The sequence below is a fragment of the Mangrovicella endophytica genome (genome assembly GCF_002893625.1).
GTDB lineage: Bacteria > Pseudomonadota > Alphaproteobacteria > Rhizobiales > Rhizobiaceae > Mangrovicella > Mangrovicella endophytica.
On the sequence record NZ_PKMZ01000002.1, the window covers coordinates 197,281 to 213,105 of the forward strand.

Annotated in this window: 10 protein-coding genes; 7 read left to right on the forward strand and 3 right to left on the reverse strand. The window is 66.1% G+C overall.

Going from position 1 to position 15,825, the window contains the following annotated elements:
- Positions 1-13: 13 nt before the first annotated feature.
- Together C0R46_RS06515 and C0R46_RS06520 are read right to left on the reverse strand one after the other, a co-directional pair.
- Positions 14-958, reverse strand: coding sequence for a choline ABC transporter substrate-binding protein (locus tag C0R46_RS06515; RefSeq protein WP_198598258.1), 945 nt, complete (start codon positions 956-958; stop codon positions 14-16).
- A 119-nt stretch (positions 959-1,077) separates the two neighbouring features.
- Positions 1,078-1,539 (reverse strand): Lrp/AsnC ligand binding domain-containing protein, encoded by a 462-nt coding sequence (locus C0R46_RS06520; RefSeq protein WP_102958803.1) that lies wholly within the window; start codon positions 1,537-1,539, stop codon positions 1,078-1,080.
- 120 nt (positions 1,540-1,659) lie between these two features.
- On the opposite strand from C0R46_RS06520, the gene putA reads away from it, so the two are divergent.
- The 7 genes from putA (at position 1,660) to C0R46_RS06555 (ending at position 15,574) form a co-directional block, all read left to right on the forward strand.
- A complete protein-coding gene (putA, locus tag C0R46_RS06525) occupies positions 1,660-4,755 on the forward strand; it encodes a bifunctional proline dehydrogenase/L-glutamate gamma-semialdehyde dehydrogenase PutA (RefSeq protein ID WP_102958804.1) in 3,096 nt (1,031 codons plus the stop codon).
- A 303-nt stretch (positions 4,756-5,058) separates the two neighbouring features.
- Positions 5,059-6,729 (forward strand): formate--tetrahydrofolate ligase, encoded by a 1,671-nt coding sequence (locus C0R46_RS06530; protein WP_245413452.1) that lies wholly within the window; start codon positions 5,059-5,061, stop codon positions 6,727-6,729.
- A gap of 248 nt (positions 6,730-6,977) precedes the next feature.
- Positions 6,978-8,534, forward strand: coding sequence for an EAL domain-containing protein (locus tag C0R46_RS06535; protein ID WP_198598259.1), 1,557 nt, complete (start codon positions 6,978-6,980; stop codon positions 8,532-8,534).
- A gap of 217 nt (positions 8,535-8,751) precedes the next feature.
- A complete protein-coding gene (locus C0R46_RS06540) occupies positions 8,752-10,941 on the forward strand; it encodes an anthranilate synthase (RefSeq protein WP_102958806.1) in 2,190 nt (729 codons plus the stop codon).
- A 4-nt stretch (positions 10,942-10,945) separates the two neighbouring features.
- Positions 10,946-11,875: a cation diffusion facilitator family transporter gene (locus C0R46_RS06545; RefSeq protein WP_102958807.1), complete on the forward strand. Its 930-nt coding sequence runs from the start codon at positions 10,946-10,948 to the stop codon at positions 11,873-11,875.
- A 146-nt stretch (positions 11,876-12,021) separates the two neighbouring features.
- A complete protein-coding gene (locus tag C0R46_RS06550) occupies positions 12,022-13,521 on the forward strand; it encodes an ATPase domain-containing protein (RefSeq protein ID WP_102958808.1) in 1,500 nt (499 codons plus the stop codon).
- A complete protein-coding gene (locus tag C0R46_RS06555; protein ID WP_102958809.1) occupies positions 13,514-15,574 on the forward strand; it encodes a PAS domain-containing sensor histidine kinase in 2,061 nt (686 codons plus the stop codon). Before C0R46_RS06550 ends, C0R46_RS06555 begins: the two co-directional genes overlap by 8 nt.
- An 11-nt stretch (positions 15,575-15,585) precedes the next feature.
- On the opposite strand, the gene C0R46_RS06560 is transcribed toward C0R46_RS06555, so the two are convergent.
- Positions 15,586-15,771: a hypothetical protein gene (locus C0R46_RS06560; RefSeq protein WP_102958810.1), complete on the reverse strand. Its 186-nt coding sequence runs from the start codon at positions 15,769-15,771 to the stop codon at positions 15,586-15,588.
- Positions 15,772-15,825: the final 54 nt, after the last annotated feature.

Consider the following 15,825-nt stretch of genomic DNA (forward strand, 5'->3'; position numbering starts at 1 on the left):
TATCACGGGCGGCTTACAGGCCGAGCGACGCCTTCACCGCGGGCGCGCCGTCCTTGCCGTCGCGCGTCTTGACGCCCTTCAGCCAGGTGTCGATCTGCTCTGGATGGGCCTTCAGCCACTCGGCGGCCGCCTTCGCCGGCTCCTCGCCCTTGTCGAGGATCGAGCCCATGATGACGTTCTCGATGTCGAGGGTGAAGGTCATGTTCTTCAGAAGCGCGCCAACATTCGGGCACTCGGTGGAATAGCCCTTGCGGGTGACGGTGTGGACCGTCGCGCCGCCGAAGTTCGGGCCGAAATACTCGTCGCCGCCGTCGAGATATTCGATCTCGAAGTTGGAGTTCATCGGGTGCGGCGCCCAGCCGAGGAAGACGATCGGCTTCTTCGACTTCGTCGCACGCGCGACCTGGCTCAGCATGCCCTGCTCGGAGGAGGCGACGAGCTCGAAGCCCTTGGTGCCGAAATCGTCCTTTTCGATCATCTTGATGACGAGGCTGTTGCCGTCATTGCCCGGCTCGATGCCATAGATCTTGCCGTCCAGCTGGTCCTTGAACTTGGCGAGATCGGCGAAGCTCTTCAGGCCCTCGTCGAACAGGTATTTCGGAACGGCGAGCGTGTATTTCGCGCCTTCCAGATTGGTGTTGATCCGCTCGATCGAGCCTTCGTCGGTGTATTTGGTGATGTCGTTCGTCTGCGCCGGCATCCAGTTGCCGAGGAAGGCATCGAGGTCGTTGTTCTTCAGCGAGGCGAAGGTCACGGGAACCGAGAGGATCTTCACGTCCGGCTCGTATCCGAGGCCCTTCAGGATGGTGCCGGCCACCGCGGTTGTCGCGGTGATGTCGGTCCAGCCGACATCCGACAGGCGCACCTTGGCGCAGCTTTCCGCCTCCTGCGCATAGGCGGCGGAGCCAAGCAGCGAGAGGGCGAGAGCAGCGGTTGCAAGTCTGGATATGGCGGCCATCGAAGGCTCCTTGTTCGAGTGTGGCTGCTGGAGGGCGATGTCTGTAGTTCGAACGATGCCAGACTATGCGCAGCCGCTTGATGCTGCGCAAGCCTTGGGCAGCGACGATTCATGTCGCTCTAAAGCGCAATGACGGTCGTGTTCTTGACCTCTTCCATCACGGCGTAGGTGTGGGTCTCGCGAACGCCGGGCAGGTTCAGCAAAGCGTCGGACAGGAAGACGCGGTAAGCCGCCATGTCCTTGACGCGGGCCTTGACGAGATAGTCGAAGCCGCCGGCCACCATGTGGCACTCCATGATGTCGGGATTGGCAAGGGCCGCTGCCGCGAAGTCCCGGAACACGTCGTCGCTGGTGCGGTCGAGCTTCACCTCGACGAAGACGATCATGCCCCGCCCCAGCCGCTCCGGGGACAGCCTTGCGGTGTAGCCGAGAATGTAGCCGTCGCGGGTCAGCCGCTTGACCCGTTCGGCCGCCGCGGTGGGCGACAGGTGCACGCGCTCGGCGAGCTCCAGCGTCGTCAGCCGGCCGTTCGCCTGCAGCTCGGCGAGGATTCGGCGGTCCTTGAGGTCGATCTCCGTCATTCTCTGCTATCTTTGATGATCCGGCCTGCGAAGTCACGGAATTTCTGACCATCTTTGGAGAGATCACCACCGGCACCCGCTGCTATAGCAACGCGCTCTGACGCCGTTCCGGAGCTCACGATGGCCGCCTATCCGACGCCCTTCCACGCCGATCTTGCGCCTGACGATGAGGCGGCGGTTCGCGCCCTCGTCGCCGCATCCGAGCGCTGGCGGCACGACGAGGAGGCTGTCAACCGCCGTGCCCGGGCGCTCGTCGAGAGCATCCGCAGCAATGCCGGCGGGATCGGCGGCGTCGAGGATTTCCTGCGCGAGTTCGGCCTCTCGACCCGCGAAGGCCTGGCGTTGATGGTGCTCGCAGAGGCGCTGCTACGCGTGCCGGATGCGAAAACGCAGGACCGGCTGATCGAGGACAAGATCGGCGCCGGCGACTGGGTCAATCACGAGGCGACGGAAGACCGCTTCCTGACGACAGCATCGGCCTGGGCGCTCGGCGTTTCGACCCGCATCATCCGACCCGGCGAGACGCCGACGGGTGTCATCGGCGGCCTCGTCAAGCGCGTTGGCGCACCGGCCGTGCGCACGGCGATCCGGCAGGCGATGCGCTTTCTCGGCCGTCAGTTCGTGCTCGGCGAGACGATCGAGGACGCGCTCGACCGCGCCCGCAGCTCGGAGAAGAAGGGCTACCGCTATTCCTACGACATGCTGGGCGAGGGCGCCCGCACGCAAGCCGACGCCGACCGCTATCTGAAGGCCTATCAGGACGCGATCGAAGCGATCGGCCGCAAGGCCGGCAACAAGCCGCTGCCCGACCGTCCCGGCATTTCCATCAAGCTGTCGGCCCTGCATCCCCGCTACTCGCCTGTGAAGCGCGAGCGCGTCCTCGACGAACTGGTGCCGCGAGTCATCGCGCTGGCCAAGCAGGCCAAGAGCTACGACCTCAATCTCACGGTGGACGCCGAGGAGGCCGAGCGGCTCGAGCTCTCGCTCGACATCATCGATGCCGTCGTCAAGTCGGGTGAACTCGCCGGCTGGGACGGCTTCGGCCTCGCGGTCCAGGCCTACCAGAAGCGCGTGCTGCAGGTGATCGAGCATATCGATGCTCTCGCCGCGGCGGCCGGCATCCGCATGATGGTCCGCCTCGTCAAGGGCGCTTACTGGGACACCGAGATCAAGAACGCGCAGGAAAAGGGGCTGCCGGGCTTTCCCGTCTACACCCGCAAGCCGGCGACGGACCTCTCTTATCTCGTCGCGGCCAAGGCGATGCTCGACCGTCGCGAGCGCATCTTCCCGCAGTTCGCCACGCATAACGCACTGACCGTCGCGACCATCATCGAAATGGCCGGCGGACAGCCCAGTGGTTTCGAGTTCCAGCGCCTGCACGGCATGGGTGAGGCGCTGTACGAGGCGGTGCGGGAATCCACCAAAGGCGCCGTCGCCTGCCGCATCTATGCACCCGTCGGCGGCTATCGCGATCTTCTCGCCTATCTCGTGCGCCGCCTGCTCGAGAACGGCGCCAACTCCTCCTTCGTTGCCAAGGTCGGTGATCCCGACGTGCCGGTGGACGACCTGCTCGGCCGGCCGCGCGACATCCTGGCCAAGGGCCCGGCGCGCAATCCGAACATTCCGCTGCCGCAGCACATCTTCGGCGCCCGCGCCAATTCTAAAGGCGTATCGTTTGGCGAGCGCGACGTGCTCGGCGCCTTCCTGCGAGAGCGGGACCGCGCCCGTCCGACGGGCGTCGAGGCGCGCTGCGCCTTCAAGGGGGCCGCGACGGATGCGGCCTTCGACGTGCGCTCGCCGATCGACGGCGCCGTCGTCGGACGCTGCGTGCCGCTCTCGGCTGACGGCGCACGCGCATTGGTGGACGAGGCGCGCCGAAACGTGCGCGCGGCGGAGAAGCGGTCGCCGCGGGAGCGGGCGGCAGCCCTCAATCGTGCCGCCGACATGCTGGAAGAAAAGACGGCGCAACTGATGGCGCTGCTGGCCACCGAGGCCGGGAAGACGGTCGACGACGGCATTGCAGAGATCCGCGAGGCCGTGGACTTCCTGCGCTTCTACGCCGCCGAGGCGGACCGGCTCTTCGCCGTGCCGCAGCCGCTGCCCGGTCCCACCGGCGAGGAAAACCGGCTCCTCTACCGCTCGCGCGGCGTGGTGGTCGCCATCTCGCCCTGGAACTTCCCGCTGGCGATCTTCATCGGCCAGGTCGCGGCAGCACTCGCCGCAGGCAATGTCGTCATCGCCAAGCCGGCCGAGCAGACGCCGCTGATCGCGGCGCTCGCCGTCGACATCCTGAAGTCAGCCGGCTTTGGCCAGGACACGCTGTTCCTGGCGCCGGGCGACGGTGCGGTCGGTGCGGCGCTCGTCGCCCACCCCGCCACCGCCGCGGTCGCCTTCACCGGCTCGACCGAGGTGGCCTTCGCCATCAACCGCTCGCTCGCCGCACGCAATACGGCGATCGCGCCGCTGATCGCCGAGACCGGCGGCATCAACGCGCTGATCGTCGATGCCACTGCGCTGCCGGAGCAGGTCGCCGACGACGTCGTGACCTCCGCCTTCCGCTCGGCCGGCCAGCGCTGCTCGGCACTGCGGCTCCTGTTCGTGCAGGAGGACGTCGCCGACCGGATGGCTGAGATGATCGCAGGCGCCTGTGCCGAGCTCACCGTCGGCGACCCGCGCGACATCGCGACCGATGTCGGCCCGGTGATCGATGCCGAGCAGCTGCGCATGCTGGAGGCGCATCTCGCCAGCATGAAGGGCAGCCATCGCATCCGCTATGCCGGAACGCTGCCGGGCGGCCTGCCCTCGGGCGGGCACTATCTCGCGCCGCACATCGTCGAGATCGACCGGCCGGAATCGCTCGGCAAGGAGGTGTTCGGGCCCATCCTCCACATCGTGCGCTGGAAGGCGGGCGAGCTCGACAAGGTCTGCGCCGCCATCGAGGAAACCGGCTACGGCCTCACCCTCGGCGTCCACAGCCGCATCGACGAGACCATCCGCGAGGTGACGGAGCGCCTGACGGTCGGCAACATCTACGTCAACCGCAACATGATCGGCGCCATCGTCGGCTCGCAGCCCTTCGGCGGCTCGGGCCTCTCCGGCACCGGTCCGAAGGCGGGTGGACCGAACTACGTCCAGCGCTTCGCCCGCGAGCAGGTGATCTCCACCAACACGGCGGCGGCCGGCGGCAATGCCAGCCTGATCGCGACGGAGGCCTGAGGACTGATGTCTTCGTGTCAGCCTCGCACAAGCGCCGGCTGATACAAACGTCCTGTCAGGACGAGCAAAGCCAAACGCCGGCAAGTCTCCTCCCAGCTTGACCGGCCTGGCTCAGCACTCCTGCAGATGCCGGCGGACGTTTCCTCCCAACGTCTGCCGCTGACGCATCACAGATGAAGACCCGGGCTCCTCCCGCCCGGGTCTTTCATTTCTGCGTCCGGCAAGGCACATGCCTATCCTTGAGACCGCGCTCGCGCGACCGCCGGCATCCGAGGCCGGGCAGCAAGGAAGGCACCACCACCCATGATGTCCGACATCGAGATCGCACGCGCGGCCACCAAGCAGCCGATCCGCGAGATCGCCGCCAGGCTCGGCATCGAGGAAGCCAGCATCGTCCCCTACGGGCACGACAAGGCCAAGATATCGGCGAGCTTCATCCGCTCGCTCGAAGGCCGCCCGGACGGGCGGCTGATCCTCGTCACCGCGATCAATCCGACGCCGGCCGGCGAGGGCAAGACCACCACCACCGTCGGACTTGGCGACGCGCTGAACCGGATCGGCAGGCGCGCCGCGATCTGCCTGCGCGAGCCCTCGCTTGGACCCTGCTTCGGGTCCAAAGGCGGCGCGACCGGCGGCGGCAAGGCGCAGGTCGTGCCGATGGAGGACATCAACCTCCACTTCACCGGCGATTTCCATGCGATCACCAGCGCCCACAACCTCCTGGCGGCGATGATCGACAATCACGTGCACTGGGGCAACGCGCTGCGGATCGACCCGCGACGGATCGTCTGGCGCCGCGCGCTCGACGTCAACGACCGCTCGCTGCGCGACATCGTGACCTCGCTCGGCGGCACGGCCAATGGCTATCCCCGCGAGGCCGGCTTCGACATCACCGTCGCCTCCGAGGTGATGGCGATCCTCTGCCTCGCAGACGATCTCGATGACCTGGAGGCGCGGCTCGGCCGCATGGTGGTCGCCTATCGCTACGACAAGACGCCGGTGCATGCGGCCGATCTTGGCGCCAGCGGCGCCATGGCGGTGCTCCTCAAGGACGCGATGCAGCCGAACCTCGTCCAGACCATCGAGAACAATCCGGCCCTGGTGCATGGCGGGCCGTTCGCCAACATCGCGCATGGCTGCAACTCGGTGGTGGCGACGCGCGCGGCACTGAAGCTCGCCGACTACGTCGTCACCGAGGCTGGCTTTGGTGCCGATCTCGGGGCGGAGAAGTTCTTCGACATCAAGTGCCGTCAGGCCGGACTGAAGCCGGATGCGGCCGTCGTCGTGGCCACCGTCCGGGCGCTGAAGATGAACGGTGGCGTCGCCCGTGCCGCTCTTGGCACCGAGAACGTCGAGGCGATGCTGCGCGGCGCGCCGAACCTCGCGCGTCACATCGAGAACGTGCGCGCCTATGGGCTGCCCGTGGTGGTGGCGATCAACCATTTCAGCTCCGATACCGATGCCGAGATCGCGGCGCTGCAGCAGTTCGTCGCCAACAGCGGCACCGAGGCGATCGTCTGCCGGCACTGGGCCGAAGGGTCGGCCGGGAGTGAAGAACTCGCACGCAAGGTTGCCGAACTCGCCGACAGCGGCGCGGCCCGCTTCGCGCCGATCTATCCGGACGACGTGCCTCTCTTCGACAAGATCGACAGCGTGGTGAAGCGGATCTATCGCGGCGGCGAGACGACGATCGAGCCGGGTGTGCGCGCGCAGCTCGCCGCCTTTGAGGCAGCGGGCTACGGCCACCTGCCGGTCTGTATCGCCAAGACGCAGTATTCCTTCTCCACCGACCCGTCGCTGCTCAGTGCGCCGACCGGCCACTCCGTGCATGTGCGCGAGGTGCGGCTCGCCGCGGGTGCCGGCTTCGTCGTGGCGATCTGCGGGGGCATCATGACGATGCCGGGCCTGCCGAGCGAGCCGGCGGCGCTGCGGATCCGTATTGGTGCCGATGGCGAGATCGACGGGCTGTCCTGAGACTCGGGCGATCCTGCCGTCGATGAATACTGCTGCCGCGCCGGATCTGCGGAGATGCTCGGTGCGGCAAAAGCTTCCACTCTAGCTGGCATGTTGTGGTTGATCCGCCACGAACATGCGTCGGTGCCTGCGCAGGACGTTCCCGTTTAAGTGTAAATTGAGGGTTTAGCTGTTTCCTCCTTCGCTGACGAGGGCGGCAAATGTCTCGATTTATCAGTCTGTTGATCAGTGAGCGACAGAAGAGTCTCGTGGGCGCGGTGCTCACGCTCGCCTTCTTTATCCTGATCCTTGCGATGCTGACTGGCGCCGCCGTCTATCATGTCCGGCGATCCATCGCGGCTGAGAACGAAGCGGCGTTGCAGGTCTATACCGATCTTCAGGGCCGCCTCAACACCATCTTCACGTCCCTGCAGACCGAGGTGACGGCCGAACCCTGCACCGCGCAGTTCCGCAGTCAGTTGCGTCGGCTGGCCTATCGCCCCGACGGCTTCAGCGAATTGATCTACGCGCCTGGCGGCATCATCCAATGCAGCGACGGTGTCGGCCGTCTGACCTATCCGATCCCGCTCGGAATACCCGATCTGACGCCGCAGGACGGATATGCCTCGATGGTGTGGATCGACTCGGGTCTGGCCTTTGCGGGCCTGGGCGACCTCGTTGGCACCATCATCCTGCGCGGCGACTATGCCGTCATCGTGCCGCCGCTGAAGCGCATCGAACCAACCGTCGACTGGCTCGACCTGGAGGTCGTGCTGCGCGGCCGTGGCGAACACTGGTGGCACCGTAACGGCGACGTGGACGTCTACAGGCGCAACCGGATCGCGGCCGGCGAACGGACCGGGCCGGCGCCGGCATTTCGCGAACTGGTATGCAGCGAGAATGCGCACCACTGCGTGGCGACCGAAGCCTCGCTCACCAATCTGGTTTCATCGTACCGGTTCCAACTGATTGCCGCCGTGATGCTTGCCGCAGGCTTGGCCTGGCGGCTGTCGCGGGCCGTGCAGCAGTTCATCACGCGGCACTGGTCGTTCGAGGCCCGGTTTCGTCGCAACTGCGGCATCGACACCATCGTCTGCGCCTACCAGCCGGTCATGGATCTCCACAGCGGCCGTATCATCGGCTGCGAAGTGCTCGCGCGCTGGCGGGACGTCGACGGCACGGTGGTGTTCCCCGACCGGTTCATTCCCATCATCGAGGATGGCGGTGATACGCTCGGCTTCACCCGTGATGTCGCGACAAAGGCGCATCGCGAGTTGAGCGCGGTCCTGCCGGTCGACGAGCGGCTGCAACTCGCCTTCAACGTCTTCCCTGAAGATCTCGGCAAGCCCGGGCTGGTGGACGTTTTCGATGTCTTCGCAGGCAGCCGGGACCGCTTCGACGTCGCGGTGGAGATCGTCGAAAGCAAGGCGTTCGATGTCGCCGACGCCGAATGCAGCATCGAGGCGCTGCATGGCGCCGGCCTGAAGATCTATATCGATGACTTCGGTTCGGGCTACTCGAACATCCGGACTTTGGCGGCTCTGCCGATCGACGGGGTCAAGCTCGATCGCGCCTTCGCCATGGCGCCGGACGATAGCCTGATGGCACGCATGCTGAACCAGGCGATCGACATGATCCGCGTCTCGGGCCGCGTCATCGTGGTGGAGGGGGTCGAGACGGCGGAGCGGCTGCAGGCGCTGCGGGGGATCCAGCCGGCCGTCGACCGGGTCCAGGGCTATCATATCGCCCGGCCGATGTCGGCTATGAGCTTTGCGGAGTTCCTTTATCGTCAGCGTCATGCGCCGACGCTTCTGGCGGCCGCCTGATGCTGCCGTCCGCGCAAGCCCATTGCCCTTTTCGCGCGTTCGCGCTACCGATGCCGGCATGACGAACGCGGTTGTTGCAAAGCTGTGGTGGCGGGCCTCTTAAGAGCGGCCTTCCTGCGTTTGCGTCGATGAAACGAGAGGTCGCCCTGGTTCCAGCCGGCGGCCTTTTTCGTGTTCGTAAGCCGGTCAGAACCAGAACCATGAAGGAAGAACGATCATGACTCTGGATGCTCGGACCGAGGCCGGCGAACAGTATGTGACGCTGGGCGGCATTACCGTCGCGCGGCAGCGCACCAGCGTTGCCTATGAGGGCGCGATCGAGCCTTATGTTGACCGGCTCGATCGCCGGCGCGGCGCGGTATTCTCTTCCAATTACGAGTATCCCGGCCGCTATACGCGCTGGGACACGGCGATCGTCGATCCGCCGCTGGTGATCTCGTCCAGCGGGCGCTTGATGCGTGTCGAGGCGTTGAACCCGCGCGGCTCCGTGCTGCTGGACTTCATCGCTGAAGCTCTGGAGAACCACGAGGATGTTGCCGAAGCCCAGCGCGACGGCGACCGACTCGACCTGACCATCGCCATGCCGAACCGCGCCTTCACGGAGGAAGAGCGCTCGCGCATGCCGACTGTCTTCTCGGTGCTGCGCACTGTGGTCGCCCTGTTCAAGTCGGACGAGGACAGCGATCTCGGCCTTTACGGCGCCTTCGGCTACGATCTCGCCTTCCAGTTCGATCCGGTGACGGAGGTGTTGCCGCGCGCCGCCGACCGCCGCGACCTCGTGCTCTACCTTCCGGACGAGATCCTGATGGTCGATCACTATTCGGCAGCCGCTTACGTGGAGCGCTACGAGTTCCAGAAGGACGGGCGTACGACGGCCGGCCTCGAAGGCGGCGGCAGCGACCATCCCTTCACGACCTCCGAGCGTATTCCGCCGCGCGGCGATCACCGTCCCGGCGAATATGCCGAGCTCGTACGCTCGGCGAAGCAGAAGTTCATGCGCGGCGACCTCTTCGAGGTCGTCCCTGGGCAGACCTTCTACGAGCGCGCCGACCGGCCGCCGTCGCAGATCTCGCGACGCCTGAAGGCCATCAATCCGTCGCCCTATTCCTTCTTCATCAATCTCGGCGAGAACGAGTTCCTGATCGGCGCCTCGCCGGAGATGTTCGTGCGGGTGAACGGGCGTCGGGTGGAGACCTGCCCGATCTCCGGCACCATCCGCCGCGGCGACGATGCGATCTCCGATTCCGAGCAGATCCTGAAGCTTCTGAATTCCAAGAAAGACGAGTCCGAGCTCACCATGTGCTCGGACGTCGATCGCAACGACAAGAGCCGCGTCTGCGAGCCGGGTTCGGTGCGCGTCATCGGCCGCCGCCAGATCGAGATGTATTCGCGGCTGATCCACACGGTCGATCACATCGAGGGCCGCCTGCGCGAGGGCATGGATGCCTTCGACGCGTTCCTCAGCCATGCCTGGGCGGTGACCGTGACCGGCGCGCCGAAGCTGTGGGCGATGCGCTTCATTGAGCAGAATGAGAAGAGCCCGCGCGCCTGGTATGGCGGCGCCATCGGCATGGTGCATTTCAACGGCGACCTCAACACCGGCCTGACCCTGCGCACCATCCGGCTGAAGGACGGCATCGCCGAGGTGCGCGCCGGCGCGACGCTTCTCTACGATTCCAATCCGGAGGAGGAGGAGGCCGAAACGGAACTGAAGGCATCGGCCATGCTGGCCGCTATTCGCGAAGCCGGCACGCCGAACGACGCCGGCACGGAGCGGACGGCGGCGGGTGTCGGCGAGGGGCTGCGTGTTCTTCTCGTCGACCACGAGGACTCCTTCGTCCACACGCTCGCCAACTACTTCCGCCAGACCGGTGCGACGGTCTCGACGGTGCGCACGCCGGTGCCGGCCGAGATCTTCGAGCGGGTCGATCCCGATCTCGTCGTCCTCTCGCCCGGCCCGGGCAATCCCGGCGACTTCGATTGCAAGGCGACGATCCGCGCGGCGCGCGGCCATGGCGCTGCCGTGTTCGGCGTCTGCCTCGGCCTGCAGGCGCTCGCCGAAGCCTATGGCGGCGAGTTGCGCACGCTGCATGTTCCGGTGCACGGCAAACCCTCACGCATCCGCGTGTCGAAGCCCGGCATCATCTTCTCCGGTCTGCCGGGCGAGGTGACCGTCGGCCGCTACCATTCGATCTTCGCCGATCCGGTGCGGCTGCCGCGTGACTTCGAGGTGACGGCGGAAACCGAGGACGGCATCGTCATGGCGTTCGAGCATCGCTCCGAACCCGTTGCGGCGGTGCAGTTCCACCCCGAGAGTATCATGAGCCTCGGAGGGGCTGCCGGCATGCGGATGATCGAGAACGTCGTGGCGCATCTGCCGCGCCGCGCCCGCGAGAAGGCTGCCTGACGTCATGCCCGCAGCTCTGGCCGGAGCCGAGCGGCACGCTGCGGCGGGAACCACGGTCAAGCGTACGGCGGCGGCCACCGTCGCCGTCGCGATGGTTGTGCTCGCCATCAAATATGCCGCCTACGCCGTCACCGGCTCGGTGGCACTGTTTTCCGACGCTCTGGAATCGATCGTCAACGTCATCGCCGGCCTGATCGCCCTCTGGGCGGTGACAGTGAGCTACAAACCCGCCGACACCGACCATCCCTTCGGACACACCAAGGCGGAGTATTTCTCCGCCGTGGTCGAGGGTGTCCTGATCACCCTCGCAGCCCTCCTGATCCTGCGCGAGGCCTGGCAGGCCTATCTGATCCCGCGGGCGCTGGAGGCGCCGACGCTCGGCATCGCCATCAATGCCGTCGCGACGGTGATCAATCTCGGCTGGGCGCTGTTCCTGATCAGGCTCGGGCGCGAGAAGCGCTCGCCGGCGCTGGATGCCGATGGGCGCCATATCCTGGCCGACGTGGTCACCTCCGTCGGCGTGCTGGCCGGGCTCCTCGTCGCACTTGCGACGGGATGGGACGTGCTGGATCCAGCCATGGCGGCGCTGGTGGCGCTCAACATCCTGCGCGAGGGCTACCGCGTCGTCACCAACTCGATCAGCGGACTCATGGATCAGGCGCTCGATCCGCTCGAGGGCGAGAAGGTTCGCGAGATCATCTCGACGCGGGCGGACGGCGCCATTGAGGTGCATGATCTGAAGACCCGTATTGCCGGACGGGCGATTTTTATCGAATTCCACCTGGTGGTGCCGGAAGCCATGACGGTCGGCGCCGCGCATGCAATCTGCGACCGGATCGAGGATGCCCTGCAGGACGCTTTTCGCGGCGCGCAGGTCCTCATCCATGTCGAGCCGGAGGCGGAGGCCAAGCAGACCGGTGTTCCGGTGATCTGAGCGTCCTGCGCAGGGGCACCTGCCATGGCTGCAGGTTCTGCTGATCCACGCGCCACTGCCTGATTGCTTAGCAGCGGCAGAGATTGGTATGCCTCCTGTGCGATCGTCGCGTTCTGCCGTTCGCTCGAAAACAGGCGACGTTCGTTATGCCCTTCACACCGGACCTCATCTCGTCGGGGAACGCTGAACTCGATCTCATCCTCAATGGCGGTTTGCCGGACCGGCGCCTTTATCTGTTCGAGGGTGCGCCCGGCTCGGGCAAGACGACGCTGGCCCTGCAGTTCCTCATCGAAGGAGCGAAACGCGGGGAGAAGGTGCTCTACATCACCCTGTCCGAGACGCGCGACGAGCTCCTGGCCGTTGCCGCCTCGCACGACATGGATGTCTGCGGAATCGACATCTTCGAACTCGCCTCGGCGGAGGAGTTTCTGGGAGAGGGCCGGGAGCAATCGATCCTGCACGCCTGGGAGGTCGAACTCGGCGGAACGATCAAGCTGATCCAGGACGAAGTCGATCGCGTGCGCCCGCGCCGTGTCGTCTTCGACAGCCTGTCGGAGATGCGGCTGCTGGCCCAGGACCCGCTGCGCTATCGGCGCCAGGTCATGGCGCTGAAGCAGTTCTTCGGGCCGCGCGACGCAACCGTGGTTCTCATCGACGACCTGACGGCAACCGCCGGTGACCGCGACAATCATCTTCATAGCCTCTGCCACGGCGTGCTGACGCTTGAGCGCCTGACGCTCGACTTCGGAGCGGCACGCCGTCGCCTGCAGGTGCAGAAGCTGCGAGGCGTTGATTTCATCGCGGGCTACCATGACTTCGCCATCCGTAAAGGCGGGCTCGAAATCTATCCCCGGCTGATCGCCGCCGACCACCACGCCCCGTTCGCCGGCGATCCGATCAGCAGTGGCATCGCCGAGCTCGACTCGCTGCTGGCGGGCGGTCCGCTGCGCGGCACGAGCACGCTGATCACCGGGCCGGCGGGCACCGGCAAGACGACTATCGCGCTGCAATATGTCGATGCTGCCTGCCGGCGCGGCGAGGCCTGCACCATCTACGAGTTCGACGAACGCATCGGCACCATGCTGGTCCGCGCCAAGGCGATGCATCTCGATCTTCAGCAGCATATCGACGATGGCCTGCTGGCAATCCGTCAGATCGATCCGGCGGAGCTCTCGCCGGGCGAATTCGCCTGGCAGGTCAGGCGCGAGGTCGAGACACGCGACTGCCGGCTCGTCGTCATCGACAGCCTGAACGGCTATCTGGCCGCCATGCCGCAGGAGCAGCAGCTGATCCTGCAGATCCATGAGTTGCTGTCTTATCTCAACCAGAAGGGCGTCGGCACCTTCCTGATCAATCCGCAGCACGGACTTGTCGGCACAATGGCGACGGGCTCCTTGAACATCTCTTATGTTGCGGATGCCGTTCTCCTCATCCGCTTCTTCGAGGCCGATGGCCGAATCCGCAAGGCCATATCGGCGCTGAAGAACCGCAGCGGTGTGCATGAGGATGCGATCCGTGAACTGAGAATCGATTTCAGTGGAGTGCGGGTCGGTGCGCCACTCAGCGAGTTCAGGGGCATCCTGACCGGGACGCCGGAATATGTCGGCTCGCGCGAGCCGCTGATGGAAGATCGACCGCGTGCATAGGCAAGCGCGAGAAGGCTACCGCGTTCTCGTCTGCGCGCCCTTCGGGCGCGATGCCGACAGCATCTGCGATCTCCTCGGCCGCAACGGCTACGTCGTCAGGACCTGTCCGGATCTCGACGCCGTCGCCGCTGATATCGACGACGACACCGGCGCGATCATCCTCACGGAAGAGTGCTTCCAGCAGAGCAGGCTTGCGCTGGCGGCGGCGCTCGATACGCAGCCCCCCTGGTCCGACGTTCCTTTCGTACTTCTGGCCGCGCGGCGCACAGGTCGCCTCGCCGCTGCCGAAACGCTGCGGGGTCGGCTGCCGGAGCAGATCATCAACGTCGTCGTGCTGGAACGGCCTCTGAGTGCGGAGTCGCTTGTCAGCACTGTCGCGGCGGTGATGCGGGCGCGGCAGAAGCAGTTCGAGATGCGGGATCGACTCGCGGAACTGACGGCGAGCCGCACCGCCCTGGAGGACAGCGAGCGCGAATTGCGTCTCGTTGCCGACTCACTGCCGGTCCTGATCGCCTTCGTCGACAAGGATCTGCGCTACCGCTTCGCTAATCTGGCTTACCGCACCTGGCTCGGGATCGATCCGGGGGCCATCATCGGCCGCACCGTGCCCGAGGTCATGGGGCCTCAGATCTACGAGCAGCGGCGCGAAGGTATCGAACAGGCGCTACGCGGCATATCCGTGCAGGTGGAGCTGCCATGGCCGATGCCGGGCAGGCCGGATGCGCAGACTGAGGTCCGCTACATCCCGCGCTTCACCGACAGCGGAGAGGTCGACGGCTTCCATGTCTTCGTGCTCGACGTGACTGAGCGACACCGTTCGGAACGCCAGCTGCGCGAAGCCGCTGCCATGCTCGAGACGCGCGTGGCCGAGCGAACGGCGGAACTGTCGGCCGAGATGGCCCGACGCGAAGGTGTCGAGGAGGCGCTGCGTCAATCCCAGAAGATGGAGGCCATCGGCCAGCTGACCGGCGGCATCGCGCACGACTTCAACAACATGCTGGCCGGCGTCATCGGCTCGCTCGACCTGATGCGCCGCCGCATCGAAAAGGGCGACTATGCCACCGTCGACCGATACATGACGGCGGCGATGCAGTCGGCGCAGCGAGCCGCGACTCTGACGGCTCGGCTTCTCGCCTTCGGGCGACGCCAATCGCTCGACCTAAAGCCGGTGGATCTCGATCAGCTCGTTGCCGGCATGGAGGATCTGCTACGGCGCACGCTCGGCGAAAACATCCGCATTGTCATCGATCTCGGCGCCGGCGGCCGCAGCGTCAACACCGATGTCAGCCAGATCGAAAACGCGCTGCTCAATCTGGCCATCAACGCCCGCGATGCCATGCCGGAGGGCGGGCTGCTCTCGATCGGAACACGCCTGGCGAGCCGTCTGGAGATCGCGGCCCTTCCGAACGCCACCGGGCCCTTCGCCGTTCTCTCCGTCGAGGATACCGGCTCGGGCATGACGCCAGAGACGCTGGCCAAGGTGTTCGAGCCCTTCTTTACCACCAAGCCGATCGGGCAGGGCACCGGGCTCGGCCTGTCGCAGATCTACGGCTTCATGCGGCAGTCCGGCGGTCACATCACCATCACCAGTGAGCCGGGCGAGGGAACGGCGATCCGGCTGTTCCTGCCGCTGGCCGGCGCGCAGGCGGATCAGGCCGGGGAGGCTCCGGCGAGCGCGCCCGGGGGACGCGGCGAAACGGTGCTTCTCGTGGAGGACGAGGAGCTCGTACGCATGCTCGTCGTCGAGGTGCTCAACGAGCTCGGCTATCGGCCGCTCGAAGCTGCCAGCGCGGATGCCGCGATCCCGATCCTCCAGTCCGGCGAGCGCATCGATCTTCTCGTGACCGATGTCGGACTGCCGGGCATGAACGGCCGGCAGCTCGCCGAGATCGCCCGCGACCTCCGGCCGGAACTGAAGGTGCTGTTCGTGACCGGCTATGCCGAGAAGGCGTCCGTGCGCGCCGAATTCCTCGGCGACAACATGGAGATGATCGGCAAGCCCTTCGCCTTCGAGACGCTGGCAACCACCATTCGGCAGATGATCGAGGGGTAAGGTCGGCCGGCTCAGCGCAGCGCAAACGGCTTCTCGCGGATGCAGCCTCCGATTCCGCCCGCCGACACGAAGCCGGCACTCGGGGGCTTGCCTTTTGCTCGCCGGCCAAGCATGGTGCCCCGCATGAACGCTGCAGCGACCCAATTCCCGGTCTGCGCCGACGCCGCCACGGCTTCGATGCGTTCGGCTGCGTTCATTCTTCTTACCCTTAGCGGCGACCGTCGGGCCCGTTAAGCGAAGGGGCGTCCGGC